25 protein-coding genes are annotated in these 26,513 nt (G+C 67.2%); 19 read left to right on the top strand and 6 right to left on the bottom strand.

The annotated features are described in order from the left end of the window. Positions 1-2 precede the first annotated feature (2 nt). On the top strand, positions 3-1,469 hold the full coding sequence (locus KI609_RS22740) for a M20 family metallopeptidase (protein ID WP_226445785.1): 1,467 nt from the start codon (positions 3-5) through the stop codon (positions 1,467-1,469). A gap of 154 nt (positions 1,470-1,623) precedes the next feature. Next, complete coding sequence (locus KI609_RS22735) at positions 1,624-2,487, top strand: alpha/beta hydrolase (RefSeq protein WP_226450584.1); 864 nt, start codon at positions 1,624-1,626, stop codon at positions 2,485-2,487. 55 nt (positions 2,488-2,542) lie between these two features. Here the strand turns inward: KI609_RS22735 and KI609_RS22730 are convergent, their stop codons facing one another. After that, entirely contained in the window at positions 2,543-3,025 is a 483-nt protein-coding gene (locus KI609_RS22730) for a YidB family protein (protein ID WP_226445784.1), read from the bottom strand. A gap of 100 nt (positions 3,026-3,125) precedes the next feature. Then, on the bottom strand, positions 3,126-4,310 hold the full coding sequence (locus KI609_RS22725; protein WP_226445783.1) for an MFS transporter: 1,185 nt from the start codon (positions 4,308-4,310) through the stop codon (positions 3,126-3,128). Positions 4,311-4,574: 264 nt separating this feature from the next. Here KI609_RS22725 and ubiU point away from each other — a divergent pair, with 264 nt between their 5' ends. The 15 genes from ubiU (at position 4,575) to KI609_RS22650 (ending at position 19,782) form a co-directional block, all read left to right on the top strand. Further along, entirely contained in the window at positions 4,575-5,627 is a 1,053-nt protein-coding gene (gene ubiU / locus KI609_RS22720) for a ubiquinone anaerobic biosynthesis protein UbiU (RefSeq protein ID WP_226445782.1), read from the top strand. A 154-nt stretch (positions 5,628-5,781) separates the two neighbouring features. Beyond that, a complete protein-coding gene (locus KI609_RS22715) occupies positions 5,782-6,750 on the top strand; it encodes a U32 family peptidase (RefSeq protein WP_226445781.1) in 969 nt (322 codons plus the stop codon). 23 nt (positions 6,751-6,773) lie between these two features. Next, positions 6,774-7,394, top strand: a complete 621-nt coding sequence (gene trhA / locus KI609_RS22710) for a PAQR family membrane homeostasis protein TrhA (RefSeq protein ID WP_226445780.1) — start codon at positions 6,774-6,776, stop codon at positions 7,392-7,394. Between the two features lie 10 nt (positions 7,395-7,404). Further along, on the top strand, positions 7,405-7,923 hold the full coding sequence (gene ubiT / locus KI609_RS22705) for a ubiquinone anaerobic biosynthesis accessory factor UbiT (RefSeq protein WP_226445779.1): 519 nt from the start codon (positions 7,405-7,407) through the stop codon (positions 7,921-7,923). Positions 7,924-7,927: 4 nt separating this feature from the next. Further along, positions 7,928-8,353: a putative zinc-binding protein gene (locus KI609_RS22700; RefSeq protein WP_226445778.1), complete on the top strand. Its 426-nt coding sequence runs from the start codon at positions 7,928-7,930 to the stop codon at positions 8,351-8,353. Then, complete coding sequence (locus KI609_RS22695) at positions 8,346-8,942, top strand: UbiX family flavin prenyltransferase (RefSeq protein ID WP_319003119.1); 597 nt, start codon at positions 8,346-8,348, stop codon at positions 8,940-8,942. The genes KI609_RS22700 and KI609_RS22695 overlap by 8 nt, the downstream gene beginning before the upstream one ends. Before the next feature lie 66 nt (positions 8,943-9,008). After that, the gene (gene ubiD / locus KI609_RS22690; protein ID WP_226445777.1) at positions 9,009-10,496 is read left to right on the top strand and encodes a 4-hydroxy-3-polyprenylbenzoate decarboxylase; all 1,488 of its coding nucleotides are present in this window, start codon (positions 9,009-9,011) and stop codon (positions 10,494-10,496) included. A gap of 218 nt (positions 10,497-10,714) precedes the next feature. Continuing rightward, positions 10,715-12,349 (top strand): long-chain-fatty-acid--CoA ligase, encoded by a 1,635-nt coding sequence (locus KI609_RS22685; RefSeq protein ID WP_226445776.1) that lies wholly within the window; start codon positions 10,715-10,717, stop codon positions 12,347-12,349. 67 nt (positions 12,350-12,416) lie between these two features. Beyond that, complete coding sequence (locus KI609_RS22680; protein WP_226445775.1) at positions 12,417-13,676, top strand: branched-chain amino acid ABC transporter substrate-binding protein; 1,260 nt, start codon at positions 12,417-12,419, stop codon at positions 13,674-13,676. Positions 13,677-14,024: 348 nt separating this feature from the next. Continuing rightward, entirely contained in the window at positions 14,025-14,666 is a 642-nt protein-coding gene (locus tag KI609_RS22675) for a TetR/AcrR family transcriptional regulator (protein WP_226445774.1), read from the top strand. A 79-nt stretch (positions 14,667-14,745) separates the two neighbouring features. Further along, positions 14,746-15,909 carry an efflux RND transporter periplasmic adaptor subunit gene (locus tag KI609_RS22670; protein WP_226445773.1) on the top strand — a complete coding sequence of 388 codons (1,164 nt, stop codon included), beginning with the start codon at positions 14,746-14,748 and terminating at the stop codon, positions 15,907-15,909. Continuing rightward, positions 15,906-17,108: an ABC transporter permease gene (locus KI609_RS22665; RefSeq protein ID WP_226445772.1), complete on the top strand. Its 1,203-nt coding sequence runs from the start codon at positions 15,906-15,908 to the stop codon at positions 17,106-17,108. Before KI609_RS22670 ends, KI609_RS22665 begins: the two co-directional genes overlap by 4 nt. Before the next feature lie 15 nt (positions 17,109-17,123). Beyond that, a complete protein-coding gene (locus KI609_RS22660) occupies positions 17,124-17,834 on the top strand; it encodes an ABC transporter ATP-binding protein (RefSeq protein ID WP_226445771.1) in 711 nt (236 codons plus the stop codon). Between the two features lie 18 nt (positions 17,835-17,852). Next, positions 17,853-18,269 carry a hypothetical protein gene (locus KI609_RS22655; RefSeq protein ID WP_226445770.1) on the top strand — a complete coding sequence of 139 codons (417 nt, stop codon included), beginning with the start codon at positions 17,853-17,855 and terminating at the stop codon, positions 18,267-18,269. 16 nt (positions 18,270-18,285) lie between these two features. Then, the gene (locus KI609_RS22650; protein ID WP_226445769.1) at positions 18,286-19,782 is read left to right on the top strand and encodes an efflux transporter outer membrane subunit; all 1,497 of its coding nucleotides are present in this window, start codon (positions 18,286-18,288) and stop codon (positions 19,780-19,782) included. Between the two features lie 158 nt (positions 19,783-19,940). Here KI609_RS22650 and KI609_RS22645 read toward each other — a convergent pair whose 3' ends face one another. Then, positions 19,941-20,750: an SOS response-associated peptidase gene (locus KI609_RS22645; protein ID WP_226445768.1), complete on the bottom strand. Its 810-nt coding sequence runs from the start codon at positions 20,748-20,750 to the stop codon at positions 19,941-19,943. Between the two features lie 198 nt (positions 20,751-20,948). Between KI609_RS22645 and KI609_RS22640 the strand changes: the two genes are divergently transcribed. Together KI609_RS22640 and KI609_RS22635 are read left to right on the top strand one after the other, a co-directional pair. After that, entirely contained in the window at positions 20,949-22,256 is a 1,308-nt protein-coding gene (locus tag KI609_RS22640; protein WP_226445767.1) for an acyl-CoA dehydrogenase family protein, read from the top strand. A gap of 96 nt (positions 22,257-22,352) precedes the next feature. Then, on the top strand, positions 22,353-22,907 hold the full coding sequence (locus KI609_RS22635) for a DUF3617 domain-containing protein (protein ID WP_226445766.1): 555 nt from the start codon (positions 22,353-22,355) through the stop codon (positions 22,905-22,907). Here the strand turns inward: KI609_RS22635 and KI609_RS22630 are convergent. From KI609_RS22630 to KI609_RS22620, 3 genes are all read right to left on the bottom strand, one after another. Further along, a complete protein-coding gene (locus KI609_RS22630) occupies positions 22,891-24,051 on the bottom strand; it encodes a GGDEF domain-containing protein (protein WP_226445765.1) in 1,161 nt (386 codons plus the stop codon). The genes KI609_RS22635 and KI609_RS22630 overlap by 17 nt on opposite strands. A 291-nt stretch (positions 24,052-24,342) precedes the next feature. Then, the gene (locus tag KI609_RS22625) at positions 24,343-25,098 is read right to left on the bottom strand and encodes a 16S rRNA (uracil(1498)-N(3))-methyltransferase (protein ID WP_226445764.1); all 756 of its coding nucleotides are present in this window, start codon (positions 25,096-25,098) and stop codon (positions 24,343-24,345) included. A gap of 99 nt (positions 25,099-25,197) precedes the next feature. Beyond that, a complete protein-coding gene (locus KI609_RS22620) occupies positions 25,198-26,367 on the bottom strand; it encodes an aminoglycoside phosphotransferase family protein (protein WP_226445763.1) in 1,170 nt (389 codons plus the stop codon). Between the last annotated feature and the right edge of the window lie 146 nt (positions 26,368-26,513).

Genomic DNA, 26,513 nt, shown 5'->3' with positions numbered 1-26,513 from the left:
CCATGAACGCCCGTGTACCCACCCCCCTTCTTCAGCCCGAACTCGCATTGCAGCGGGTGAGCCAGGCATGGGACGATGACATCGTCCGCCAGCTGACCGACTACATCGCCATTCCCGCCAAATCCCCCACCTTCGCGTCCGACTGGGCCGAGCTGGGTCTGCTGGACACCGTGGTGCGCAACGCTGCCGCCTGGGTCGAGGCGCAGAAGGTGCCGGGGCTTGCCCTGGAGATCGTGCGTCTGCCCGGCCGCACGCCGGTGCTCTTTTTCGAAATCGCCGGCACCCAAGCGGCGGCAGCCTCTGGCGACACCGTGCTCATGTACGGCCATCTGGACAAGCAGCCCGAGTTCTCAGGCTGGCGCAGCGACCTGGGCCCCTGGACGCCCAAATACGAAGACGGCAAGCTCTACGGCCGCGGCGGTGCCGATGACGGCTACGCCGTGTACGCCAGCATCGCCGCCGTGCAGGAGTTGAAGCGCCAGAACGTGCCCCACCCCCGCATCGTGGGCCTGATCGAAACTTGCGAAGAAAGCGGCTCGCGCGACCTGATGCCCTACATCGACGCCCTGCGCCCCCGCCTGGGCGACGTGGGCCTGGTGATCTGCCTGGACAGCGGCGCGGGCAACTACGACCAGCTGTGGCTCACCACCAGCCTGCGCGGCATGGCCAGCGGCACGCTCAAGGTCGAAATCCTCACCGAAGGCATTCACTCGGGCGATGCCTCGGGCCTGGTGCCCTCGTCGTTTCGCATCATGCGGCAGGTGCTTGACCGGCTCGAAGACAGCGCCACCGGCCGCCTGCTGCCCGCCAGTTTTCACTGCGAAGTGCCCGCCGAGCGGCTGGCGCAGGCGCGCGCCACGGCGGCCATCCTGGGGGAAGAGGTCTACAAGCGGTTCCCTTGGGCGCACTACGACTGCGGCGGCTCCGCCACGTTTGCGCTGCCCACCACCACCGACCCGTTGCACGCCCTGCTCAAGCGCACCTGGGAGCCCACGCTGAGCGTGACCGGCGCCGAAGGCTTCCCGGCCCTGCAGGATGCGGGCAACGTGCTGCGGCCTTACTCTGCCTTCAAGCTCAGCCTGCGCCTGCCCCCGCTGGTGGACGCCGCGCAGGCCGTGCAGGAGCTCAAGGCGCTGCTCGAAGACAACGCGCCCTACCAGGCCAAGGTCACCTTCGAGGGCGGCGGTGGCGCCACGGGCTGGAACGCCCCGGCCACAACCCCGTGGTTCGAGCAGGCGCTCAACGAGGCCTCGCAGGCGCACTTTGGCGCGCCCTGCGGCTACATCGGCCAGGGCGGCACCATTCCACTAATGAACATGTTGAGCGAAGGCTTCCCCAAGGCGCAAATGATGGTGTGTGGTGTGCTCGGCCCCAAAAGCAATGCGCACGGCCCCAACGAGTTCCTGCATGTGCCTTACGCCAAGCGGCTCACGGCCTCGGTGGCGCAGGTCATTGCGGCCATGCCCTGACCGGCCTGGCCGATCACACGTCGGCCTCACGTCGGCCACTGATCGGCCGCCGCCATGCGGCAGGGGTTGCAGGCAGGGGGGTGGCGGCAAGCACCTATCATGCGGAAACTTTGCCCTCCCCTGCATGACCGCCCCTGCTGCCTGCGAGACCCTCATGTCCGACCTTCCTGCCGCCATCCTGAGCCCCTTCACTGCGACCGATGGCGAGAACCTTGCCGTGTATGACTGGGCGTTGCCCGAGGAGACTCCGCAGCGCGGCACCGTGCTGCTGGTGCATGGCCTAGGTGAACATGCGAGCCGGTATGCCGCGCTGGCGCACCGCCTCAACGCATGGGGGTTTGCGGTGCGCGCGTATGACCAATATGGCCACGGCGAGTCGTCAGGGCCGCGCGGCGGCTTGACGTCGGACACGCGTTTGCTGGCCGATCTGGCCGATATGGTGGACGCCACCCGCGCGCACGCGCCAGCAGGCTTGCCCTTGGTGGTGCTAGGGCACAGCATGGGTGGACTGGTGGCGGCACGGTTTGTCTCCATGCAACTGCGGCCGGTGGACGCCCTGGTGCTGTCCTCCCCCGCGTTGGACGCGGGGCTCTCCGCAGTACAGAAACTGCTGCTGGCCACGCTGCCGCGCCTGGCACCCAACCTGCGCGTGGGCAACGGCCTGGATGCGCAATACCTGTCGCATGACCCTGTGGTGGTCGCCGCCTACCGGGCCGACCCCCGGTGCCATGACCGCATCAGCGCCCGGCTGGCCCGCTTTATTGCCGATGAAGGCCCGGCCACCGTGGCGCGTGCCGCCCACTGGAGCGTTCCCACGCTGCTCATGTGGGCGGGCAGCGACCGGTTGGTCAACCCGGCAGGCAGCCGCGCATTTGCCAACGCGGCGCCCAAGGCGCTGGTGCAGTCGCACTGTTTCGAGCCGCTGTACCACGAGCTTTTCAATGAAAGCCCCGAACTGGCCGATCCGGTGTTCGACATGCTCGGGCGGTGGCTGCTGCAGCGCTTTCCTGTGCGCTGATAGAAATACCGTTAAAAATGGCTTGTAGCGCTTATGAATAAAGCGCTAACAGCTATCATTTTTGAAAAAATCCACCCAACATGCCGAGCAGTTCGCCGGCATCGCCAAACCCGCCCTCGGGGGCTTGGCCCTGGGGGCTGAGGTGGTCCACCAGGCCGGGTAGCACCTGGGCGAGCTGGCCCGCTGCGGCGCCGGGGCCCACACCCAGTTGCGATGCGATTTCAGACAGCGGGCCACTGCCCAGCACCTGTGAAAGCTGTTCGCCCGAAATGGCGTGGTTGGGTCCGGCGCTCAGCCACGAGCTGAGCACGTTGCCCAGCCCCGCCTGCTGAAATTTGGCCATGAGCCCTGGCAGGCCACCGACCGGGCCGTCGTTGCTGATCAGGGACATCACCACCTGCACCAGCTGGGGGTTTTGTGCGGCCAGGCCCAGCAGGCCGCCGAGCCCACCGCCACCCGTGCCTTCAGCAGCGGCGCCAGCGCTGCCCTGCGAAGCATTGTTGAGGACGGCGCCGAGAACGGAATCGAATAAACCCATGGTGATCTCCTTGAAGCGGTGGGACAGATACTGAGTGAACAACCGGCAAGCGCAGTGTGACGCATCGACAGATGCCGTCTGCGTCTTCACCGGGAAAATATCATGCTATCGGCGATCGCTGTCTTCTTTGCAGCGCCAGCCACGCCAGCGCGATGCCTGTCACGGCAATCGGCACCAGCGAGCCCGCGTTCAGCAAGGTCCAGCCCTGGGTGGTGACCAGCACGCCCGACGAAAACGCACTCAGCGCCAGCGTGGCGAACACGCAGAAGTTGATGGCCGCCTGGGCGCGGTCCTTTTCTTCAGGGCGGTAGGCCGTCATGGCCAGGGTGGTGGATCCGGTGAACAGGAAGTTCCAGCCCACGCCCAGCATGAACAGCGCAATGCCAAAGTGGTGCAGCTCCACCCCCATCAGCGCCACGGCCACGCAGGCGAAGTTGAGCAACACCCCCGTACCCATGATGGGCAACACGCCAAACCGCTTGATGAGGTGGCCGGTGACAAAGCCGGGCGCGAACATGCCGATCACATGCCACTCCAGCACCAGGGCCGAGGCATCGAAATCAAAGCCACACACCTGCATGGCCAGCGGCGTGGCGGCCATCAGCAGGTTCATCACGCCATAGCCCAGCGCGGCGCCCACAATGGCCACGATGAACGCGGGCTGGCGCATCAGCACCGTCAGGGGGCGCCCGTGCTCGCGCTGCCCTGCAGCGTTGAGCACCACAGGCTGCGCCTCGAACCGGATGGCCGACATGCACAGCATGGACAACAGCGCCACGCCGATCAGCGCGATGTAGGCGCCCGCAAACGGCACCGGGAACAAGGTGCGTGTGGCGCTGGCCAGGTTGGGGCCCGCCACGGCGCCCAGCAGGCCACCGGCCAGCACCAGCGACACGGCCTTCTCACGGTAGTCCGGTGCGGCCAGCTCGGCCGCGGCAAAGCGGTACAGGCCACCGTTGGCGCTGTAGTAGCCCGCCACCAGCGTAGCGGTGCACAGCAGCCAGAAGTGGGCGCTGAACGCCGCCCAGGCACACAGCGCGGCCGATGCCACCGCCACGGCCAGTCCGATCTGGAACGACACCTTGCGCCCCCAGCGCATCTGCGTGCGCGCCACCAGCGGCGTGGACAGCGCACCGCCCACCACATAGCCCATCACGGGCAGCGCGGCCATCCAGCCAAAGGGCGCCAGCTGCAGCCCCACCAGGCCGTTGATGGCGATGAAGACAACGTTGTTGGTGAGGAAAAGGCCTTGGCACAGGGCCAGCAGCCACAGGTTCTTGTTCACGGCAGGACGGTGTGTGGGGCGGGCAAGCGGGAGGGCGAGGGAGGAAGAACGGGTTGGCGGCGTAGAGGCAAGTCAATGCCACGCGGCAGTGAGGCGTGGTGTGGTGTGGTGTGCCGGGGAGTTTGGGGCACATCAAAGCCCGACTGCTTTGCTCTGGCATTGTGCACTGCCGTTGATGAAGATCAGCGGATGCGCACGGTGATTTCAGTATGGTGGCAACCAGTGCTTTGGCTCCCCGCCGGGGCCAGCGTTTGAATGTGTGTGATGGAACCCCTGACAACCAAGGAGGCCGCGCCGCCCGTGGCCGCAGCCCCTGCCCTCGAACTCGTCTGCCCCGCCGGCAGCCTGCCCGCGCTGAAGGCGGCGGTGGACAACGGCGCCAATTGTGTCTATCTCGGCCTGCGCGATGCCACCAATGCGCGCAACTTTGCGGGCCTCAACTTCGACGAGGCGGCCATTGCCAGTGGCATCCGGCATGCGCACGAGCGTGGCTGCAAGGTCTTCATGGCGCTCAACACCTACCCGCAGGCCGCCAACCCCGGACCCTGGCGCAGCGCGCTGGACAAGGCGGTGGACCTGGGGGTGGACGCGGTCATCCTGGCCGACCCCGGTCTCATGCACTACGCGGCGCAGCGCCATCCGCAGCTGCGTCTGCACCTGTCGGTGCAAGGCTCGGCCACCAACTACGAGGCCATCAACTTTTACCGCGAGCAGTTCGGCATCGTGCGCGCCGTGTTGCCGCGCGTGCTGTCGATGGAGCAGGTGCGCCAGGTCATCGACCGCACGCCGGTCGAGATCGAGGTCTTCGGTTTTGGCAGTCTGTGTGTGATGGTCGAGGGGCGCTGCGCGCTGTCGTCGTACGTGACGGGCGAGTCGCCCAACACCCATGGCGTGTGTTCACCCGCCAAGGCGGTGCGCTGGCAGGAGACCGCCGACGGCCTGGAGTCGCGCCTGAACGGCATCCTCATCGACCGCTATGCGCCCGGCGAAAACGCGGGCTACCCCACGCTGTGCAAAGGCCGCTTTGACGTGGGGGATGACAAGAACTATTACGCCATCGAAGAGCCCACCAGCCTCAACACCCTGGAGCTGCTGCCCCAGCTGGTCAAGATCGGCGTGCGCGCCATCAAGATCGAGGGGCGCCAGCGCAGCCCGGCCTATGTGGCGCAGGTCACCAAGGTCTGGCGCGAGGCCATCGACCAGTGCCTGGCCAACCCCCACCGCTATGCCCCCAAGACCACCTGGATGGCCAGCCTCGACCAAGTGGCGGAGGGCCAGCAGCACACGCTAGGCGCCTACCACCGCCCCTGGAAATGATGAGCGACTCACAAACCTCTTCTGGCGTCGTTGCCGCGTCTTGTCGTACTGGCCGTACTGCCTGCGACGCAGCGCCTAGCCAGAACCGCTTCGCTGAGGTCTGTGAGCCGCTACTAGCGTCTGGATTCCACGAAAAAAACCCAAACACCACCCCATGAAACTCTCTCTTGGCCCGCTGCTGTATTACTGGCCCCGCGACACGGTGTTCGCCTTCTACGAGGCCATGGCCCGCACGCCGCTCGACGTGGTGTATCTGGGCGAGACCGTGTGCTCGCGCCGCCATGAGCTGCGCCTGGCCGACTGGCTGGACATTGCCCGCATGCTGCAGGACGCGGGCAAGCAGGCCGTGTTGTCCACACAGGTGCTCATCGAATCCGGCTCGGACGTGGGCGTGTTGCACAAGATCACGGCCAATGGCGAATTTTTGGTTGAAGCCAATGACATGGGCGCCGTCCATTGCCTCACCCGCACGCCAGACGGTCAACCCGCAGGCCCGGCCCGTTTTGTGGCTGGCCCGCACCTGAACCTGTACAACGCCCACTCGCTGCAGTGGCTGGCGCAACTGGGCGCGAGCCGCTGGGTCATGCCGCTGGAGATGGCGCACGACGCACTGTCCGCCATCCTGGCGCAGCGCCCCGAAGGCCTGGAGACCGAAGTGTTTGCCTATGGGCGCATGCCGCTGGCGTATTCGGCCCGCTGCTTCACGGCGCGCCACCGCAACCTGCCCAAGGATGACTGCCAGTTCAGTTGCCTCGACCACGCCGATGGTCTGCCGCTGCGCACGCGCGAGAGCGAGGGTTTCCTGGTGCTCAACGGCACGCAGACCCAGTCGGCCCGTGTATACAACCTGGCCAACGAACTGCCCACGATGCGTGCGTTGGGAGTGGATGTGTTGCGCCTGAGCCCCCAGGCCCAGCACATGGAGGACATCATTGCCCGGTTTGACGAGGCCCGCCGCGACGCGGTGACCGCCTCTGATGCACAGGCCGTGCGCACCGATTTTGTGGCGCGCATGGTGCCCCTGATGCCAGACGCGCCGTGTGACGGCTACTGGTTTGGCCGCCCAGGCCTTGACCAGGCGAGCGAGCAGGAGCACGCTCGCGCCATCACGGCCCACGCCTGACCGGCCACGAAGAACGCCCCCCCATGTACCCCGGAGAACGCTTCAACAGCATCAGCCACCTGCTGGGTGTGCTGCTGGCTGCGGCGGGTACGGCGGTGCTGGTGACCCTGGCCGCGCGCTTGGGCGACCCGTGGAAGGTGGTGGCTTTCAGTGTGTATGGCGCCATGCTGGTGGTGCTGTACGGGGCGTCCACCGCGTACCACAGCGTGCGTGGCCGCAAGCCCAAGGCGGTGCTGCGCAAGATCGACCATTGCAGCATTTATCTGCTGATTGCGGGCAGCTACACGCCGTTTGCGCTGGTGTCGCTGCGCGGGCCGTGGGGCTGGTCGCTGCTGGGGGTCGTGTGGGGCCTGGCGCTGCTGGGCATTGCGCAAGAGTTCTGGTGGGCGCGCGGGGCGCGTGTGCTGTCGCTCGTGATCTACATGCTGATGGGCTGGCTGGCGCTGGTGGCCGTGGTGCCGCTGTGGCATGCGCTCACCCCCACTGGTTTTGCCTGGTTGCTGGCGGGCGGTGCCTGCTACACGCTGGGCATCGGGTTCTATGCCACGGACCACCGGGTGCGCCACGGCCATGGGCTGTGGCACCTGTTTGTGCTGGGCGGCAGCATCTGCCACTTTTTCACCGTGTTCTTTTTCGTGCTCTGAGTGCTCCACCATGAATCTTCTGCCTTCTTCGTCTTCCTCGGATCTGCTGGTGGTGCCGGGCCCTGTGGGGGCGTTGCTGTCGCGCCTGCCGGCCTACCCTGGCTCGCTGCTGTTGGTGACAGCGCTCAACCTGGCGCTGGCGCGGCACCTGCCCGCTGACGTGGGCCGCCTGTTGCTGCACAAGAAGATGCGCGTGCAGGTGCGCGATGCGCGCGTGGCGTTCGACTTTGCCTGGACGGGCGAGCGGTTTGCGCCCCATGCCCCGCTGGTTGCACCGGCCGTGGCCGATGTCACGCTGAGCGCCACCGCCCATGACTTTTTGCTGCTGGCCCAGCGCCAGCAAGACCCCGACACGCTGTTCTTCAGCCGCCGCCTGTCGATGCAGGGCGACACCGAGCTGGGCCTGGTGGTGAAGAACGCCCTGGACGCCATTGAATTGCCCGTGCTGGACCCGCGCCAGTGGACGCCCCGCCAGGTGCTGGCCCGTCTTAAACAGCGCATGGAGTCCACACGCCGGTCCGCAGGATGAGCCCATGACCACCGATTCGCGCCCCCCCCACCATCCTCTCGTTTACTCGTGCTCGGGCTGCTCCAGCGCCGCGCAGCTGGCCAACCACGTGGCGCTGCAGCTCGACCGGCGCGGCGTGGCCGAGATGTCGTGCATCGCCGGTGTGGGTGGCGACGTGCCGCACCTCATGAAAACCGTGCGCTCGGGCCGGCCCATCATCGCGCTCGATGGCTGCCCGCTGGTGTGCGTCAAAAGCACGCTGGCGCGCCACGGTATCGCTGCTGACCGGCATTACCAGCTGCAGCAATACGGCGTTAAAAAGCGCGCGCACGAAGACTTCGACCCGGTGCAGGCCGCGCTGGTGCTGGAGCAGGTCGAGGCCGACCAGCAGGCCGAGCCACTGCAACACCCGGCGCTGCGGCCCGCCGCCGTGGAGCCCTCGCATGGCTGATGCCACCCACCTGCGCCGCGTCATCGTGGCCATCTCGGGCGCCAGCGGCGCCGTGTATGGCGCGCGCCTGCTGCAGGTGCTGCAGGGCCAGAGCGGTATCGAGACGCACCTGGTCGTCTCGGACGCGGGCTGGCGCAACCTGCAGCACGAGCTGGACATGGACCGCCCCGCCGTCGAGGCCCTGGCGCACCGCGTGCACGACGTGCACAACGTGGGCGCGGCCATTGCGAGCGGTTCGTTCCAGTGCCACGCGATGGTGGTGGCGCCGTGTTCCATGCGCACGCTGGCCGCCATTGCGCACGGCCTGGCCGACAACCTGCTCACGCGCGCGGCCGACGTGGCCCTCAAGGAACGCCGCCGCCTGGTGCTGATGGTGCGCGAATCGCCGCTGCACCTTACGCACCTGCGCAACATGGTGGCCGTGACCGAGATGGGCGGCATCATCTGCCCGCCGCTGCCCGCCTTCTACCTGCGCCCGCAAACGGTGGGCGAAGTGGTGGACTACAGCGTGGCACGCGCGCTCGACCTCATCGACGTGCCCCACGACCTGGCGCCGCGCTGGCAAGGGCTGGCGCAGGATGCTCCTTAATTGATAGCTGATAGCGCTTGATGGATAAGCGCTATAGGCCAATTTCATTCAAATTCTGGACCTGACATGGCCTATAGCGACCTGCGCGACTTCATGGCCCAGCTCGAAGCCACGGGCGACCTGCGCCGCGTGGCGGAGCCCGTATCGCCCCACCTGGAGATGACCGCGCTGAGCGACCGCGTGCTGCGCGCGGGCGGCTCCGCGCTGCTGTTCGAGCAGCCCACGGGCCACTCCATGCCCGTGCTCACCAACCTGTTTGGCACGACAGCCCGCGTGGCCCGCGCCATGGGCGTGCCCGACCTGCGCGGCGTGCGCGCCCTGGGCGAGCTGCTGGCCACGCTGAAGGAGCCCGAGGCCCCCAAAGGCTTCAAAGACATGCTGGGCATGGGCCAGTTGCTCAAGACCTTGTGGAACATGGCCCCGCACACCGTCGGCCGCAACGCGCCTTGCCAGCAAGAGGTGTGGGAAGGCCCGGATGTCGACCTGGCCCGCCTGCCCGTGCAGCACTGCTGGCCGGGCGATGTGGCCCCGCTCATCACCTGGGGCCTGACCATCACGCGCGGCCCGCGCAAGGCGCGGCAAAACCTGGGCATCTACCGCCAGCAGGTGCTCTCGCGCAACCAGGTCATCGTGCGCTGGCTGGCCCACCGCGGCGGCGCGCTGGACTTTGCCGACCACTGCGCGGCTCACCCCGGTCAGCCCTACCCCGTGGCCGTGGCGCTGGGGGCCGACCCTGCCACGCTGCTAGGCGCCGTCACGCCCGTGCCCGATGCGTTGAGCGAATACCAGTTTGCCGGCCTGCTGCGCGGCGCGCGTACCGAAGTGGTGGCGGCCTTGGGCGTGCCGCTGCAAGTGCCCGCCACCGCCGAGATCGTGCTCGAAGGCCATATCCAGCCCGATGCGAGCCACCCGAGCGGCTGGCAGCACGCGCTGGAAGGGCCCTACGGCGACCACACCGGCTATTACAACGAATGCGCCGAGTTCCCCGTGTTCACCATCGACCGCATCACGCAGCGCCGGGACGCGATCTACCACAGCACCTACACCGGCAAGCCGCCCGACGAGCCCGCCGTGCTGGGCCTGGCGATGAACGAGCTGTTCATTCCGCTCTTGCAAAAGCAGTTCCCCGAGATCGTGGACTTCTACCTGCCCCCCGAAGGCTGCAGTTACCGCATGGCGGTGGTCAGCATCCGCAAGGCCTACGCGGGCCACGCCCGGCGCGTGATGATGGGCGTGTGGAGCCACCTGCGCCAGTTCATGTACACCAAGTTCATCGTGGTGGTCGACGACGACGTGGACGTGCGCGACTGGAAGGAAGTCATCTGGGCCATCACCACCCGCATGGACCCGGTGCGCGACACCATGATGGTGGAGAACACGCCCATCGACTACCTCGACTTCGCCTCGCCCGTGAGCGGCCTGGGCAGCAAGATGGGGATGGATGCCACGAACAAATGGCCGGGGGAAACGCAGCGGGAGTGGGGCCGCCCCATGGCCACGGAGGCTGCCGTGCAGGCGCGCATGGACGCGCTCTTCGCAGCGCTCGGTTTTTAGCGCGCCAAGGCCGCAGGCTCTGCGTCAACGCGGCGTTCCGGTCATTCCGCGCAGGCCACCGCGCACCGCCGGGGGCTTCGCGCACCCCAGTCGCGCAGAAGACAAGCGCGCCCCGCGTTGTTTGCGACGATGCGCAAGCCCCGGCATAGAGGGCCCTGCACCGGCACCCGACAAATGCCGCGATGCAGCACCGCGCACACCACAAGGAGACAACAGCAATGCAGCAGCCCGGCAGCATGATGGATCGGCCGTTACTGGTTTCGGCCATCCTCGAGCACGGTGAGAACCAATACGGCGACCAGCAGATCGTCTCGCGCGACACCGATGGCAGCCTGCACCGCTACCGCTTTGCCGACATGGCCCGGCGCGCCCGGCAGCTCGCCAACGCACTGCAGGCGCTGGGGCTGCGCCCCGGCAGCGTGGTGGGGTCGCTGGCCTGGAACAACCACCGCCACCTGGAGGCGTACTACGCCGTGTCGGGCAGCGGCATGGTCATGCACACCTGCAATCCGCGCCTGCACCCCGAGCAGCTGGCCTACATCGTCAACCATGCCGACGACGAGGTGGTGCTGTTCGACACCACCTTTGCCCCGCTGGTGCGCGCCATTGCGGCGTCGTGCCCCCGCGTGCGGCACTGGGTGGCGCTGTGTGATGCCGAAGCGCTGGGCGCCGTCGACCTGCAAGGGGTGCCTGGGGTCGAGGCCTATGAGACGCTGGTGGCCCGCCAGAGCGACACCTTTGCGTGGCCCGAATGCGACGAAAAGACGGGCGCAGCGCTGTGCTACACCTCGGGCACCACCGGCAACCCCAAGGGCGTGTTGTATTCGCACCGGGCGCTGGTGCTCAGTGCCCTGTCGGCCTGCATGCCGGGCGTGCTCAGCATCAGCGCGCAGGAGACCATCCTGCCCGTGGTGCCCATGTTCCACATCAACGCCTGGTGCTTGCCCTATGCGGCCCTGATTGGCGGGGCCAAGCTCGTGCTGCCGGGGCCGCGCCTGGACGCCGCCAGCCTGTACGAGCTGATGGAGACCGAGCGCGTCACCGTCAGTGCGGGCGTGCCCACGATCTGGATGGGCCTGATCCAGCATGTGGAGCAGCACCAGCTGCGCTTTAGCACCATGCGGCGCACGGGCGTGGGCGGCTCGGCCATGCCCAAGGCGCTGATTGCCAAGTTCAACGACCAGTTTGGCGTGGAGGTGCGCCACGGCTGGGGCATGACCGAGACCACGGCCATTGCCACCATGAGCACGCTGTCGGCAGCCGATGCCGAGCTGTCGCCCGAGGACCGCCACGCGCTGGTCGCCAAGCAGGGCAAGTCGGTGTTCGGCATCGAAATCAAGCTGGTGGATGAAAACGGCGCCACCTTGCCGCGTGATGGCAAGACGCAGGGCGAGCTGATGGTGCGCGGCCAGTGGATTGTGGGCCGCTACCACAAGGCCGAGCGCTCGGCGCTGGCCGATGGCTGGTTCCCCACGGGCGACATCGCCACTATCAATCCGCAGGGCGTGATGCAGATCCGTGACCGCACCAAGGACGTGATCAAGTCGGGCGGCGAGTGGATCAGCTCCATCGACCTGGAGAACGCCGCCGTGGCCCACCCGGCGGTGACCATGGCCGCCGTCATCGGCGTCAAGCACCCCAAGTGGGACGAACGCCCGCTGCTCTTCGTCGTGCGCAAGCCCGGCCAGTCGCTCGACAAGGCGCAGATTCTGGACTTCCTCGCAGAGCGCGTGGCCAAGTGGTGGCTGCCCGACGAAGTGCTGTTTGTCGAAAGCCTGCCGCTGGGCGGCACCGGCAAGGTCCAGAAAAACGAGCTGCGGCAACGCCATGGCGCGGTGTTCGGCGGCGAGTGACGCAGCCACGCGTTGACGGCTTTCGGCTTTCCTTTCTTTCCCACTCACTCACCCCACGGAGACAGACATGAATTTGGTTCCCAGGAAATGGCCCCGCCAATGGTTGAAAGCCGGTGCCTGCGCTGCCGCGCTGGTGATGGCGGCGCACGCTGGCGCGGCCGAGACGGTGAAGATCGGCTTCATCGACCTGCTGTCCGGCCCGTTCGCCCTTACCGGGCAAAGCTCGCTCAACCAGTTGCGCGAGGTGGTGGCACAGGTCAACGCCAAGGCCGGGCCCAACGAGCCCAGGTTCGAGGTGGTGGACTTTGACAACAAGGGCACACCGCAGGAGAGCCTGAATGCGCTCAAGGCCGCCACCGACCGCGGCGTGCGCTACATCACCCAGGGGGGCGGTTCGGGCGTGGCGCTGGCGCTGGTGGATGCGCTCAACAAGCTCGCCGAGCGCGACCCCGAGCGCGCCACCGTGTACCTGAACTACGCCGCCATGGACCCGCAGCTCACCAACGAGCGCTGCAGCTTCTGGCACTTTCGTTTCTATCCGTCGAGCGAGATGAAGATGGAGGCGCTGACCACCTACCTGCAAGGCCGCAAGGATGTGAAGCGCGTGTACCTGATCAACCAGGACTACACCCACGGCCGCCAGGTCTCCAAGGCCGCCAAGGAATACCTGGCCCGCAAGCGGCCTGACATCGAGATCGTGGGCGACGACTTCATCCCCATCGCCCAGACGCGCGACTTTGCCTCGTACGTGGCCAAGATCGCCGCGACCAAGGCAGACACCGTCATCACCTCCAACTGGGGCAGCGACCTGACGCTGCTGTTCAAGTCGTCCCGCGACTACGGGCTCAACATCAACTACTTCACGTTGAATGCCAACAACCCCGGCACCCCCGCGCAGATCGGCGCTTGGGGCGACGGCAAGGTGGGCGTGATCTGGAACTGGGTGCACAACGCGCCCACCCCCGAGCTGGAAAAGATCTACGTGGACTACAAGAAAAAGACGGGCGACGACTTTGTGTTTGCCGCCCATTGGAACAGCGTGCACATGCTGCGCGAGGCCATGCGCAAGGCCCAGTCCACCGACGCCAAGAAGGTCGCCCTGGCCCTGGAAGGCATGACCTACAAGAGCCCCATGGGCGACGTGCGCATGCGCAAGACCGACCACCAGCTCGAAGCGCCGCTGTACCTGGGCATCTGGGCCAAGCAGGGCAGCAAGGGCGTGAAGTACGACGCCGAGAAAACCGGCTACGGCTTCCGTTCCGAAGTGGTCTGGGACTCTTACATCAGTGCCCAGCCCACGTCCTGTCAGATGAAGCGGCCATCCTGAGCCCGGCCCGGGAAAGCCTGTGCAGCCCTGCACACCGTGACGGCTTTGGTGGTGCGCGCATCGCATGAAGACACGAGCAGATCGCCAGGGCGATGGGCACTGGCGCAGTGCTTGCCGCGCAACAGAGCCGTTGAGGCACTTTGGGTGCTTCACTATTCATAGCATTGGATGTCCATAGGGTAAGCGCATGCGGTCAAAACCGCGTGAACTGTTGACCCTCCGCCCGGCCGGATGGGTCTGCAGGCCCGGCCGACAAGGCCGGCTACGGGCGTGCGAAAGCCCTTCTGTTTCTTCCTAGTATCCAAGGCTGGAAAACGGCGATAAGATAGTAATAAGTTACTCACTTTCATGATGAAAAACACCGCCACCGAGGCCGTTCCGCCCAAACACCTGCCTGCCGACGAACGCCGTGCCGTCACCGTCGAGGCCGTGGTGGCGCTGGCAGCCACGCAGAACCCGAGCGAGATCACCACCTCGGCCATTGCCCAGCACATGCACCTCACGCAGGGCGCGTTGTTTCGGCACTTTCCGAACAAGGACGCCATCCTGCAGGCGGTGATGGACTGGGTGGCCGCGCAGCTGCTGGCGCGCATCGACCGCGCGGCCGACGGTGTGGCCTCGCCCCTGGCGGCGCTCAGGGCCATGTTCATGGCGCATGTTGCCTTCGTGGCCGAGCACCCGGGCGTGCCGCGCATCATCTTCAGCGAGCTGCAGCGCGCGGGCGATACGCTCCCCAAGCAGATGGTGCAGACGCTCATCACCAGTTATGGCAAGCGCTTGCAAGGCCTCATTGCGCAAGGCCAGGCGCAGGGCGAGGTACATGCGGGGCTGGATGTGCCGGCGGCAGCCACGCTGTTCATCGGCACCGTCCAGGGCCTGGTGATGCAGTCGCTGATCACCGGCGACATGCAGCGCATGCGCAGCGATGCCACCCGGGTTTTTGCCATCTACCAGCGCGGCATTGCGCCCGCCGATGAAAGCACCCCATGAAGAATGCCACCCATGCTCACCACTTCGTGTGGTCGCCGTCCCTCAAGGGGGCCGTGTTTCATCCTGGGGTGGCCCGGCGATGAAAAAATTTCCCTTGCAAGGCCGCACGCTGGCATTGCTGGCCGTGGTGGTGCCCATGCTGGCGCTGTTCGTCTATGTGGTGCTGCGTTCGGGCCCGCTGGCGCCGGTGGCGGTCACGCTGGCCAAGGTTGAGCGCAGGGCCCTCACGCCGGCGCTGTTTGGCGTGGGCACCATCGGCGCCCGCACCACCACCAAAATAGGCCCCACGGTGGCCGGGCGCATCCAGCGGCTGGATGTGGACGTTGGCGACCATGTTCAGGCCGGCCAGGTGCTGGGCGAGATGGATGCGGTCGATCTGCAAGACCGTTTGCAGGCCCAGGACGCCGCGCTGCAGCGCGTGCAAGCCAGCTTGCGCGAGGCACAGGCGCGGCAGGCCCATGCGCAGGTGCAGGCCACGCGGTATGCACAACTGCTTGCCGTGCGCTCGACCAGCGAAGAGCTGGCCGCCGCCAAGCAGCAGGAGTTGCAGGTGGCCGATGCCGGCGTGGCCGCCGCGCAGGCCGAGGCGGTGCGCGTGCGTGCCGAGCGCGCTGCCATCGGCACGCAGCAGCGCCATCTGCGCTTGGTAGCGCCCGCCGCTGGCCTGGTGACGCTGCGCTTTGCCGACCCCGGCACCACCGTGGTGGCGGGCCAGACGGTGGTGGAGGTGGTGGACCCGGCCAGCCTGTGGATCAACGTGCGCCTGGACCAGATCAACGCGCATGGCCTGAAGGCCGGCCTGCCGGCACATGTGGTGCTGCGCTCGCGCGTGGGCCAGGCGCTGGCGGGGCGCGTGCTGCGCGTCGAGCCGCTGGCCGACGCCGTGACCGAGGAAACGCTGGCCAAGGTGGTGTTCGAGGCCTTGCCCTCGCCCCTGCCGCCGCTCGGTGAACTGGCCGAAGTGACCATCGACCTGCCTGCGCTGGCGGCGCAACCCGTGCTGCCCAATGCCGCCGTGCAGCGCGCGGGCGGCCAGACCGGCGTGTGGCGCTGGGCTGATGACAAGCTGCAATTCGCGCCGGTGCAATTGGGCAGCGCCGGTCTCGACGGCCATGTGCAGGTGCTGCAGGGGCTGGACGAGGGCGACCAGGTGGTCGTCTACAGCGAAAAACCCCTGACCGCGCGCAGCCGCATCCGGGTGGTGGAGCGCATAGCCAAAGGTGCCACCAAGGGCGGGCCATGATCAGCCTGTCCGGCCGTGACATCCTGCATGCCTGGGGCAAGTTTGTCTTCACCGGCGTGGGCCTGGGCTTGCTGATCGGCGTGACGCTGACCATGGCCGGGGTGTACCGGGGCATGGTGGACGACGGAATGGCGCTGCTCGACAACAGCCGCGCCGACATCTGGGTGGTGCAGAAAGACACGCTCGGGCCGTATGCCGAATCGTCCAGCCTGCAGGACGACCTGTACCGCGGCATCCTGGCGATGCCCGGCGTGGCCCAGGCCGCCAACGTCACCTACCTGACCACGCAGGTGCGCAAGGGCAGCAGCGATGTGCGCGCCATGGTGGTGGGCATTGCGCCGGGCCCGGCGGGCGTTACGCCGGGCTGGCCGCCGCACCTGGTGGATGGGCGCCAGGTCACGCGCGGCCACTACGAAGCCGTGGCCGACGTGGCCGCAGGTTTTCAGCTGGGCGAGCGCCTGACGGTGCGGCGCAACCACTACACCGTGGTCGGGTTGACGCGGCGCATGGTGTCTTCCAGTGGCGACCCGATGGTGTTCATACCGCTCAAGGACGCGCAAGAGGCGCAGTTCCTCAAAGACAACGACGCCATCTGGCACAGCCGCCGCCGCACCGAGGCCAACCCGGCCTTCAACCGCCCCGCGGTGCCGGGCCTGCTCGATGCCGTGATCGCCTCGCAAAGCACCAATGCCTTCGTGAACGCCGTGCTGGTGACCGTGCAGCCCGGCGCCGCCCCGCGCGAGGTGGCCGAGGCCATCCAGCGCTGGAAGCGCCTGACGGCCTACACGCGCCCGCAGATGGAGGAAATCCTGGTCAGCAAGCTGATTGCCACGTCGGCGCGGCAGATCGGCATGTTCCTGGCCATCCTGGCCGTGGTCAGCGCCGCCATCGTGGCCTTCATCATCTATTCGCTCACGATGGACAAGATCCGCGAGATCGCCGTGCTCAAGCTCATTGGCACGCGCAACCGCACCATCGCCGCCATGATCCTGCAGCAGGCGCTGGCGCTGGGGGTGATCGGCTTCGTGGTGGGCAAGATCTCGGCCACGTTTGCTGCGCCCTTCTTTCCCAAATATGTGCTGCTCATGCCCATGGATTCGGTGGCCGGCTTCTTCGCTATGCTGGGCATTTGCGTGATCGCCAGCGTGGTCGCCATTCGCATGGCGCTGCGGGTGGACCCGGCGCAGGCCATAGGGTGATAAGAGGGTGATGCCATGACCGCCAAAGGAATCCGCGTGGAAGGCCTCAGCAAAAGCTATGGCAAGGGCGACACCGCCGTGCACGCCCTCAAAGACGTCAACCTGCAGGTTGGCCCCGGCGAAGTGGTCGGGCTGGTGGGGCCCTCGGGCTCGGGCAAGAGCACGCTGCTCAAATGCCTGGGCGCCGTCATCGACCCCACTGCCGGGCGCATGGTGCTGGGCGACGAGGTGATCTACGACAACGGCTGGCAGGTGCGCGACCTGCGCGCGCTGCGGCGCGACAAGATCGGCTTCGTCTTTCAGGCGCCCTACCTGATCCCTTTCCTGGATGCCACCGACAACGTTGCCTTGCTGCCCATGCTGGCCGGCGTGCCCAACGCCCAGGCCCGCGCCCGGGCGCTCGAATTGCTCACCGCGCTCGACGTGCAGCACCGCGCGCGCGCCATGCCGGCCCAGCTCTCGGGCGGCGAGCAGCAGCGCATCTCGATTGCCCGCGGCCTGGTCAACCGCCCGCCCGTCATCCTGGCCGACGAGCCCACCGCGCCCCTGGACAGCGCACGCGCCCTGGCCGTGATCCGCATCCTCAACGACATGGCGCGCCGGTTCGAAACCGCCGTCATCGTGGTCACGCACGACGAAAAAATCATTCCCACCTTCCGGCGGATTTATCACATCCGCGATGGCGTAACGCACGAGGAAGCGGGCGAAGGCCGCAGTCTTGCATAACCCCTACAAGGAGACGCCATGGCAAAGAACACGCAGCACAGCGGCTGGGTCCGGGCCGTATCAGCGGTGGCCGTGGCCTTTGGCCTGGTGACCCTCAAGGAAGGCGGCTTGGTGTTGTTTGTCGACGGCGCCGCGCGCGCCGCGGCCGGTGCCTACGTGCCGTTTGTGCTCTGGTTCAACTTTCTGGCCGGCTTTGCCTATGGGGTGGCGGGCGTGGGACTGTGGTGCCACCAGCGCTGGGCGGCCTGGCTGGCGCTTGGCATCGCGGCGGCGACGGCGTGCGTTTTTGTCGCCTTTGGCGTGCATGTGCTGGGCGGTGGTGCCTACGAGCAGCGCACCGTGCTGACATTGGCGCTGCGCACGCTGGTGTGGACGGCCATGGCAACCTTTGCCTGGCGCGTGCTGCCGCGCACTGCGGCGCCATCAGCGGGTTGAACTCCAGAGAAGCGCCATGAACTCCTTCAAAACCTCTGCGGGCACCGCCCGCACCCGGGCTGCGCTGGCCGCTGCCGCAGGCCTGGCGCTGTTGGCGGGCTGCACTGCCGGGCCCGATTTCCGGCCGTTGGCAACACCCGCAAGCGCTACCGTGCTGGCAGCGGCGCCGCTGTCCACCGCCTCGGCAGTCACCGCGCTGGGCGGGGCACAACACTTGACGGCCGGTGTGGATCTGGCCGCACCGTGGTGGACCCGGTTCGGCGCGCCCGCGCTGGACGCGCTGGTCGATGAAGCACTGGTGGCCAGCCCCACGCTCGCCGCCGCCGAGGCCACGCTGCGCCAGGCGCAGGAAATGCAGGCGGCGCAGGCCGGCGCCATGCAACTGCCCCGCGTCGATGCCAGCGCGGGCAGCCAGCGCCAGCGCATTTCGCCCAGCGCGCAGGGCCTAGCGGGCGAAGGGCGCAGCTTCAGCCAATACAGCGCCAGCATTGGCGTGCGCTACACGCTCGACCTGGCGGGCGGCAACCAGCGCGCCCTGGAGGCCCTGGGCGCCCGCACCGATTACCGGCGCTACCAGCTCGAAGGCGCGCGGTTGAACTTGGCGGCCAGCATTGTCGGCGCCGCCTTCACGCAGGCGCGGTTGGCGGCGCAGATCGAGGCGCTGCAGGCCATCGTGCACCTGCAGGAGGAGCAACTGCACCTGGCCGGCGAGCGCCTGCGCCTGGGCCAGGCCGCACACAGCGAGGTGCTGGCGCTGCAGGTGCAGGTGGAGCAAACGCGCGCCAGCGTGCCGCTGCTGCGCCAGCAACACCAGCAAAGTAGCCACCTGCTGGCCACGCTGGCCGGGCGCGAGCCCACGGCGCAGGGGCTGCCCACGTTCACTCTGCACGATTTCACGCTGCCGGCCGAGCTGCCGCAGGTCATTCCGTCGGAGTGGGCGCGCCAGCGCCCCGACATCCAAGGCGCGCAGGCGCTACTGCATGCGGCCAACGCGGACTACGGCGTGGCTGTCTCGCGCCTGTACCCGCAAGTCAACCTCAGTGCCAGCCTGGGCTCGCAGGCGCTGACCACGGGTGCCTTGCTGGGCGGTGGTGCCGCCGTGTGGAGCCTGATCGGCCAGATCACGCAGCCGCTGTTCAACCCCGCGCTGCCGGCCGAAAAGCGCGCGGCTTTGGCTGCACTGGACGCCGCCGCCGCCAACTACCAGGGCGTGGTGCTGGAAGCCTTGCGCAGCGTGGCCGATGCGCTGCGCGCGCTCGACAACGACGCCCATGCGCTGGCCGCGCAGGCCGGTGCCGATGCCGCCGCGCAGGGCAGCCTGCAGTCCATGCAGCGGCAATACGCACTGGGTTCTGCCAGCTACCTGCAGTTGCTCAGTGCCCAGCAGCAGGCGCAGCAGATCCGCGTCGATCTGGTGGCGGCCCAGGCGCAGCGCCTGCAGAGCAGTGCCGCCCTGTACCAGGCTGTGGGCGCCGGCTGGGCGGGAGCGCCGCAGGCCGGCAACGGCGGCTGAGGGGCTGTGCCTATCGATTCGGCGGGATGGCGGCATGCACCCGTTTTGGCGACGCCTGCCGAGCCTTCGACCGTGCAGCAGGCTCACGGCAGGCCGGCGCAGGGTGAAGGGAACCGCGTCATGCATTCCACCTTGCCGGATCCCCAAGCGGGGCGGCGTCAGCCCAGCAAGCCCTTGGGCACCTTGTCTGCCTTTTTCTCCACCGGGTTGGCCGTGAGCCACTGGGCCGCGTACTGCCGCATGAACTCCTTGGCCTTCTCTTGCCGTGCCGTCAGCCACGCATCGTAGGAGCCTTCGTTCAGGATGGCGGGCATACTTTTTTCGCTGCCCGGCTGGCCGTAGCGGTGTAGCAGCGCGTGGTTGTTGGCGTTCACTGTGAGCAGGCAGTAGCTGATGATCACCTCGCCATCGGCGCCCTGCCAGCGCGCCCACAGGCCCGCCACGCCCATGGGCTTGCCGTCCACGCGCGCCACGCGGGTGGGCACGGCCTTGCCGCTGCGCAGGTCGTCTTCATAGAACGCCACCATGGGCACGATGCAGCGCTGGCCATTCAGCCACGCGTCGCGAAACGCCGTGCCGGTGGAGGCGGTGTCGGACTTGGCGTTGACCAGCTTGGGCGCGCGCAGCTTGGCGTCGGATGCCGACTTGACCCAGTGCGGCACCAGGCCCCATTGCGCGGGCACCAACACCCGTTGCTGTTCGGGGCGGGCGGTGGGCTCGCTGGCGGCTTCGGGGTTCACACCTAGGGGCTCGGTCTGTAGCGTGGTTGGTGTGTGGGCCGACTGTTCAGCCGATGACGGCATCGCAGACGAAGGGGCCACCATGGCGGATGCCGTTGCCGCATGCACGATGAAAAAGCCCGGCTTGCGGGGCCACAGGTGGCGTTCGCCCAGGGCAGCGGGTGGTTCCACCGCAAAAGCCTCGCGGTAGGTATTGGCGGAGGTCAGTGTTTCGTAGTGCGTGCTCATCGCGCGATGGTACCGCTGCCGGGCCACCATGCACAATAAAAACGGCCTATAGCGCTTGTTTTATAAGCGCAAGCAGCTATAAAAATTGCAGCAATCGCACAGGTGGGCGGTAGCGTTGTTGCTGCACGTCATGACACACATCAAGCGGGGTGTCGCGCACGTTGTGACGCGGCCTGCAGGCGTTTTCACAATGGCGCCATGGACTTCGCACCCTCCCTCCTGGCCCGGCAACTGCGTGAGCGCCTCTTGGCGTTCATGGACCGCTACCTGCTGCCCTACAACGCCGCGTGGCATGCGGCCGTGGCGGCGGGCGACTACCCGCCGCCGTTTCTGGAAGACCTCAAGGCCCTGGCGCGTGAGGAGGGGCTGTGGAACCTGTTTTTGCCCACGCTGCGCGATGACGAGCCCGGCACGCGGCTGTCCAATCTTGACTACGCGCCGTTGGCCGAGGACATGGGCCGCCTGCCCTGGGCGGCCGAGGTGTTCAACTGCCACGCACCCGACACCGGCAACATCGAGCTGCTGCACCGTTTTGCCACACCCGCGCAGCGCGCGCAGTGGCTGGTGCCGCTGCTGGAGGGGCGCATGCGTTCGGCCTTTGCGATGAGCGAGCCCGATGTGGCCTCGTCCGACCCGACCAACCTGCAGACCACCGTGCGGCGCGAGGGCGACGACCTGGTGCTCAGCGGCCGCAAGTGGTTCATCACCGGGGCGGCGCACCCGCAGTGCCGTCTGCTTATCGTCTTGTGCCGCAATGCAGACGCGGACAGCACCAGCAGCCATGACAGTCACAACAGTCACCAAAGTCACAGCATGGTGCTGGTGCCCGTGGATGCACCGGGTGTGCAGATCGTGCGCAACATCAGCGTGCTGCACCACCATGCGCCCGAGGGGCATTGCGAGATCTTGCTGCAGGGCGTGCGCGTACCCGCCGACCACCTGCTGGGCGTCTGGGGCGCCGGTTTTGCGATGGCGCAGGCGCGCCTGGGGCCGGGGCGTGTGCACCACTGCATGCGCACCATTGGCCAGTGCGAGCTGGCATTGCGTCTGGCCACCGAGCGCGCGCTGGAGCGCACGGCCTTTGGCAAGCCGCTGGCCGAGCAGGCGAATGTGCAGGAGTGGATTGCCGAGTCGCGCATCGAGATCGACCAGGCGCGCTTGCTGGTGCTGCATGCGGCCTGGTTGCTGGACCAGGGCGATGCTGCCGATGCCCGCCAGGTTCGTGCCCAGGTCGCCGCCATCAAGGTGGTGGCCGCGCGCCTGCAACAGCGTGTGGTGGACCGCGCCATGCAGATCTTTGGTGCCATGGGCCTGTCGCCCGACACGCCGCTGGCCGCCTTCTGGACCTGGGGCCGCGCGCTGCGGCTGATGGACGGGCCCGACGAGGTGCACCTGCGCACCGTGGCGCGGCACGAGCTGGCCCAGGCGCGGGCCGGGCTGGGGGCATCGGCCGCCTGGTTCACCACGCCCGAACAACTGCGTGCGCCGCCGCATCTGCGTGCCTGATGGGTGCCCATAGGAGCCCAGGGCGCCTGAGCGATTGGCAGACCGGCCGGGCTTGGAGATACTGTGGGCTCTTTACTTTTCCCGGAACGTCTCGCCATGAATATGTTTGCCACTGCCATGACCGCCGCTGTGCTGTTGCCCGGCGCCTTGGGCCTGGCCCATGCACAACCCCAAAAGATACGGCCCGGCCTGTGGGAACACAGCGTGGTGATGAAAAGCCAGAGCGGTCAGATGGAAGCCGCCATGGCGCAGGCGCAAAAGTCCATGGCCAGCATGACGCCCGCACAGCGTGAGCAGATGGAACAGATGCTGGCCCAGCAGGGCGTGACCATGGGGCCGAACGGCAACACGGTGAAGGTCTGCATCAGCGCAACGCAAGCAGATCTGGACCACCTGCCTGTGCAGGAAGGCTGTACGCAGAAGGTGCAGCGAACGGGCCCCAACGCGGTGGCAATGACCTTCAGCTGCCAAGGGCACCAGGGCCAGCCGCCCACCTCAGGTGAAGGCACCATGACCTTCAGGGGCCCCACCGCTTACGCAGGCAATTTCAAGGTCAAGGCCACCTCCAACGGCAAGCCCGAGCAGATCGACATGGCGCAGACGGGCAAATGGTTGTCTGCCGACTGTGGCGCCATCAAGCCCGCGCGTTAGTGGCGTAGCCTGGCGACGGGCGGTGGCTGGCAGGCGCCACCACCACCCGGTTGCGCCCGAGCGACTTGGCGGTGTAGAGTGCCTGGTCTGCACGCTCCAGCGTGTGCTCCACCGTATCGCCGGGCAGGTGCAGCGCCAGGCCGATGGACACCGTCATGCGCAGCACGCCCGTGGCGTGGGGGATCGTCATGGCTTCCACCGATTGGCGAACGCGTTCGAGCAGTTCGCGGGCGTCCTCGGGGCGCGTGTCCGACAGCATCAGCACAAACTCTTCACCGCCCCAGCGTGCCAGCACGTCGGTGTCGCGCACGCTGGCGCGCACGTTGCCCGCGAAAGCCTGCAGCGCGCGGTCGCCCGTGGCATGGCCATGGGTGTCGTTAACGCGCTTGAAATGGTCGATGTCGATTTCCGCCAGCAGCATCGGGCGGCCGCTGCGCAGGCTGCGGCGGTGCTCCATGTCCATCAGTTCGAGCATGGCGCGCCGGTTGAGCAGGCCCGTCAGTTCATCCCGTGTGGCCAGTTCGCGGTTGACTGCCAGTGCCTGGGCCAGCGCCTCGCGCTGCTGCCGCAGCTTGGTACGGATGCGCTGGATGCGCAGGTTCAGCGCCATACAGCCGCTCAGCACGAGGAGCACCATCAGTGCGTAGGCGGTGTCGAGATAGCCCGACGCGTTGGCACTGAAGCGTGAACTCATCCCAATGGCGCAGGCAAACGCCAGCAGTGCATACACGCCAATGCCGATCACCTCGGCCACCGTGAGCCCGAAGGTGCCAAAAAACAGGATCATGGCCAGCACGCTGGGCACCAGCCCGCGTGCATCCCCCGCCAGCACATAGGCCACTGCGCCGCTGGTGATGGTCCAGACCATCTGGGGAATGGTGAGTGAGGGGTCGCGCAGATGGGCGGTCTCACCGGACCGGATGAAGGCCGTCATCACCACCAGTCCGCCCACCGACAGTGCAGCCCACCACTGCACGGCGGTCTTGTCCACCGTGTCGCTGGCATGCGCCACCAGCAACATCACGCCCGCACTGCCCGCCATGAGCAGCAGGGCCAGCAACGCCATCCCCACCAGCGTGCGCCGCCGGGGATCGGTGGAGAGAACCACATCCTTGAGGCGTTGCCAGCGAGAAAACGTGCGCAAGTGGAGGCTCCTGCCAAAAGGTGGAATCGCGTGGAGCGAGGGAAGCCGAGGGATTTGGGGTCAGTCCATTTTAGGGCGGCGCACTCCACGCGGGCAACCCGACACGCGCTGTGTTCCGTATTCGAGCCTGTTCACGATCTCCCAAAGACCGCTGCCCGAAGGGTTGGAGCGAAATCGGGCGATTGGACGCCCCGGCTGCTTGCATGGGCATCAGCCCATGCGGCGCACCCGAAGCATCCACTCATCCCGATTGCGCTCCAACGCGGCTTCTGCGAGATCGTGAACAGGCTCTTAGAGGGTAAGTGCCGCCAGGGCCGCCAGCGGAGCCGTCTCCGCGCGCAGCACGCGCGGGCCCAGTGTGACGGGGGCAAAACCGTGTTGCAGCGCAATATCTTCCTCGGCACTGCTGAGCCCGCCTTCGGGCCCAGACAGGAACAGCACGGGCCCTTGCGCCGCCGTCGCAGTACGAAGGGGCGCGGTGCCCTCGCGCAGCGACAGCAGCAGGCGCAGGCCCAGCCCTTGGGTGGGCGCCTGGGCTGCGAGGGCTGTCTGGGCGCGCGCCCAACCCACCAGATCTATCGCATCGTGCACGACGGGCACGCGGTTGCGCCCGCACTGCTCGCAGGCGGCCACGGCCACGGCCTGCCAGTGGGCGATCTTCTTCTCAGCACGGTCGCCCTTGAGCTTGAGCACGCTGCGCTCGGCCGCCAGGGGGGTGATGCTGGCGACGCCCAGCTCGGTGGCCTTTTCCACAAGCCAGTCCATGCGTTCGTTGGCGGTGATGCCGGCCAGCAGGTGCACGGCGCGTGGGGCCTCGCGCTCAACGGCGTGGTGGGCTCCCACCAACACCCGCACATCGCTGCGGCCCATGCGCAGCACGGTGGCATCGAACTCGCCGCCGGGGTCGCCCGCAGCCTGCCCGCCGTGAAAGAGCGTGATGCCGTCGCCCGGCTGCAGGCGCAGCACCTGCACATGGCGGGCGGCGCCGGGGGGCAGGTCCAACTCAGCGCCGGTGGCCAGGAGGGCCGGGCAATGGAAACGAGGCATTTGCTACTTAATTGATAGCTTATAGCGCTTGCAGGATAAGCGCTGGAGGCTGTTTTTGTTCATGTCGTCGGTGGCGCGCAAGCGGGCGCCGTTCAGCGCCTACATCCGGCCATAAGCGAATCCGGTGACGGGCTCGGTGCCCTCGATCTGGTCGAGCATCTTGAGCAACGGCCCCAGTTGCCGATAGCGGTTGGCGGTGGCACGGATGTAGCCCATGAAGCGCGGCGTGTCCGCCAGGTACTTGGGTTTGCCGTCACGCAGGGTCAGGCGCGCAAAGATGCCCGCGACCTTGAGGTGGCGCTGCAGGCCCATCCATTCCACGCTGCGGTAGAACTCGCCAAAGTCGTTGCCCCAGCCGCTGGCGCTGGTGGCACCCAGCAGCCCGGCCTTGCGTGCCTTCTCCCAGTAACGCACGGTAATGTCGATGACAAATTCCTCCTCCCAGCTGATGAAGGCATCGCGCATCAGGCTGGCAATGTCGTAGGTGATGGGGCCATAGACGGCGTCCTGGAAGTCCAGCACGCCCAGGGGCACGCCGTCCTGCACCGGCGCCATCAGGTTCCGCGTCATGAAATCACGGTGCACGTAGACCTGGGGCGCAGCCAGGTTGTGGGCCACGATGGCATCAAAAGCGCCCTGCAGCGTGGCCTGCTGTTTGTCGTCCTGCGCGATGGCGCGGTGTTTGGCGAGGTACCAGTCGGGGAACAGCGCCAGTTCGCGGCGCAGCAGGGTCTCATCGTAGGCGGGCAGCACGCCGGGGGTGGATGCCTTTTGCCACTGCAGCAGCACATCGGTGGCCTGCTGGTACCAGGCGTAGGCGTCCTGGGGCTTTTCGGGGTTCAGCCGCTCGATCACCGTCTGGTGGCCCAGGTCGGACAGCAGCATGAAGCCACCGGGCGCATCCCATGCCAGGATCTGCGGCACATTCAAACCTGCTGCGGCCATGAGTTGCTGCACATGCACAAACGGCTGGCAGTTTTCCTTGTCAGGGGGTGCATCCATCACGATGCAGCTGGCGCCACGGCCCTCGTTGGCTCCGTCAGCCCCGTGCATGCTGTCGATGCGCAGGTAGCGCCTAAAGCTCGCATCGGCCGACGCGGGCCGCAGGGTTTCGGGGCGAAGCTGGTGGGCTGCCACCAGGGGGGCGAGCCACGCATCGAAGGCGGCGTGGCGTGCCGGATCAGCCCAGACCACTTGTGCCGATGGGGGGGTGGCCACAGCGTGGCCCGGGGCCGGGCGGTGGGGAGATGGTGGGATTGGGTGGCTCATGGATAATCCGATTTTACAAACCCGTTCCTGGTGTGTTCCCACATCACCCGAAACGGGGCCTTTCCCCTGTCACCGTCCCCATCACCCCACGTGCCACGCTGCAAGCCCCCTACCGTGCAGACCCCTTCCCCCCGCACCTGGCCCGC

The sequence above is a fragment of the Acidovorax radicis genome (assembly GCF_020510705.1).
Classification (GTDB): Bacteria; Pseudomonadota; Gammaproteobacteria; order Burkholderiales; family Burkholderiaceae_C; genus Acidovorax; species Acidovorax radicis_A.
The sequence above is the reverse complement of the archived record's forward strand: the minus strand, read 5'-3'. Positions and strand labels throughout refer to the sequence as shown.

Excerpts from the sequence above, each read along its gene's own strand:
- KI609_RS22740 (WP_226445785.1), top strand. The coding sequence starts at position 3 with ATGAACGCCCGTGTACCCACCCCCCTTCTTCAGCCCGAACTCGCATTG.
- KI609_RS22735 (WP_226450584.1), top strand. The coding sequence starts at position 1,624 with ATGTCCGACCTTCCTGCCGCCATCCTGAGCCCCTTCACTGCGACCGAT.
- KI609_RS22730 (WP_226445784.1), bottom strand. The coding sequence starts at position 3,025 with ATGGGTTTATTCGATTCCGTTCTCGGCGCCGTCCTCAACAATGCTTCG.
- ubiU (WP_226445782.1), top strand. The coding sequence starts at position 4,575 with ATGGAACCCCTGACAACCAAGGAGGCCGCGCCGCCCGTGGCCGCAGCC.
- KI609_RS22715 (WP_226445781.1), top strand. The coding sequence starts at position 5,782 with ATGAAACTCTCTCTTGGCCCGCTGCTGTATTACTGGCCCCGCGACACG.
- trhA (WP_226445780.1), top strand. The coding sequence starts at position 6,774 with ATGTACCCCGGAGAACGCTTCAACAGCATCAGCCACCTGCTGGGTGTG.
- ubiT (WP_226445779.1), top strand. The coding sequence starts at position 7,405 with ATGAATCTTCTGCCTTCTTCGTCTTCCTCGGATCTGCTGGTGGTGCCG.
- KI609_RS22700 (WP_226445778.1), top strand. The coding sequence starts at position 7,928 with ATGACCACCGATTCGCGCCCCCCCCACCATCCTCTCGTTTACTCGTGC.
- KI609_RS22695 (WP_319003119.1), top strand. The coding sequence starts at position 8,346 with ATGGCTGATGCCACCCACCTGCGCCGCGTCATCGTGGCCATCTCGGGC.
- ubiD (WP_226445777.1), top strand. The coding sequence starts at position 9,009 with ATGGCCTATAGCGACCTGCGCGACTTCATGGCCCAGCTCGAAGCCACG.
- KI609_RS22685 (WP_226445776.1), top strand. The coding sequence starts at position 10,715 with ATGCAGCAGCCCGGCAGCATGATGGATCGGCCGTTACTGGTTTCGGCC.
- KI609_RS22680 (WP_226445775.1), top strand. The coding sequence starts at position 12,417 with ATGAATTTGGTTCCCAGGAAATGGCCCCGCCAATGGTTGAAAGCCGGT.
- KI609_RS22675 (WP_226445774.1), top strand. The coding sequence starts at position 14,025 with ATGATGAAAAACACCGCCACCGAGGCCGTTCCGCCCAAACACCTGCCT.
- KI609_RS22670 (WP_226445773.1), top strand. The coding sequence starts at position 14,746 with ATGAAAAAATTTCCCTTGCAAGGCCGCACGCTGGCATTGCTGGCCGTG.
- KI609_RS22665 (WP_226445772.1), top strand. The coding sequence starts at position 15,906 with ATGATCAGCCTGTCCGGCCGTGACATCCTGCATGCCTGGGGCAAGTTT.
- KI609_RS22660 (WP_226445771.1), top strand. The coding sequence starts at position 17,124 with ATGACCGCCAAAGGAATCCGCGTGGAAGGCCTCAGCAAAAGCTATGGC.
- KI609_RS22655 (WP_226445770.1), top strand. The coding sequence starts at position 17,853 with ATGGCAAAGAACACGCAGCACAGCGGCTGGGTCCGGGCCGTATCAGCG.
- KI609_RS22650 (WP_226445769.1), top strand. The coding sequence starts at position 18,286 with ATGAACTCCTTCAAAACCTCTGCGGGCACCGCCCGCACCCGGGCTGCG.
- KI609_RS22645 (WP_226445768.1), bottom strand. The coding sequence starts at position 20,750 with ATGAGCACGCACTACGAAACACTGACCTCCGCCAATACCTACCGCGAG.
- KI609_RS22640 (WP_226445767.1), top strand. The coding sequence starts at position 20,949 with ATGGACTTCGCACCCTCCCTCCTGGCCCGGCAACTGCGTGAGCGCCTC.
- KI609_RS22635 (WP_226445766.1), top strand. The coding sequence starts at position 22,353 with ATGAATATGTTTGCCACTGCCATGACCGCCGCTGTGCTGTTGCCCGGC.
- KI609_RS22625 (WP_226445764.1), bottom strand. The coding sequence starts at position 25,098 with ATGCCTCGTTTCCATTGCCCGGCCCTCCTGGCCACCGGCGCTGAGTTG.
- KI609_RS22620 (WP_226445763.1), bottom strand. The coding sequence starts at position 26,367 with ATGAGCCACCCAATCCCACCATCTCCCCACCGCCCGGCCCCGGGCCAC.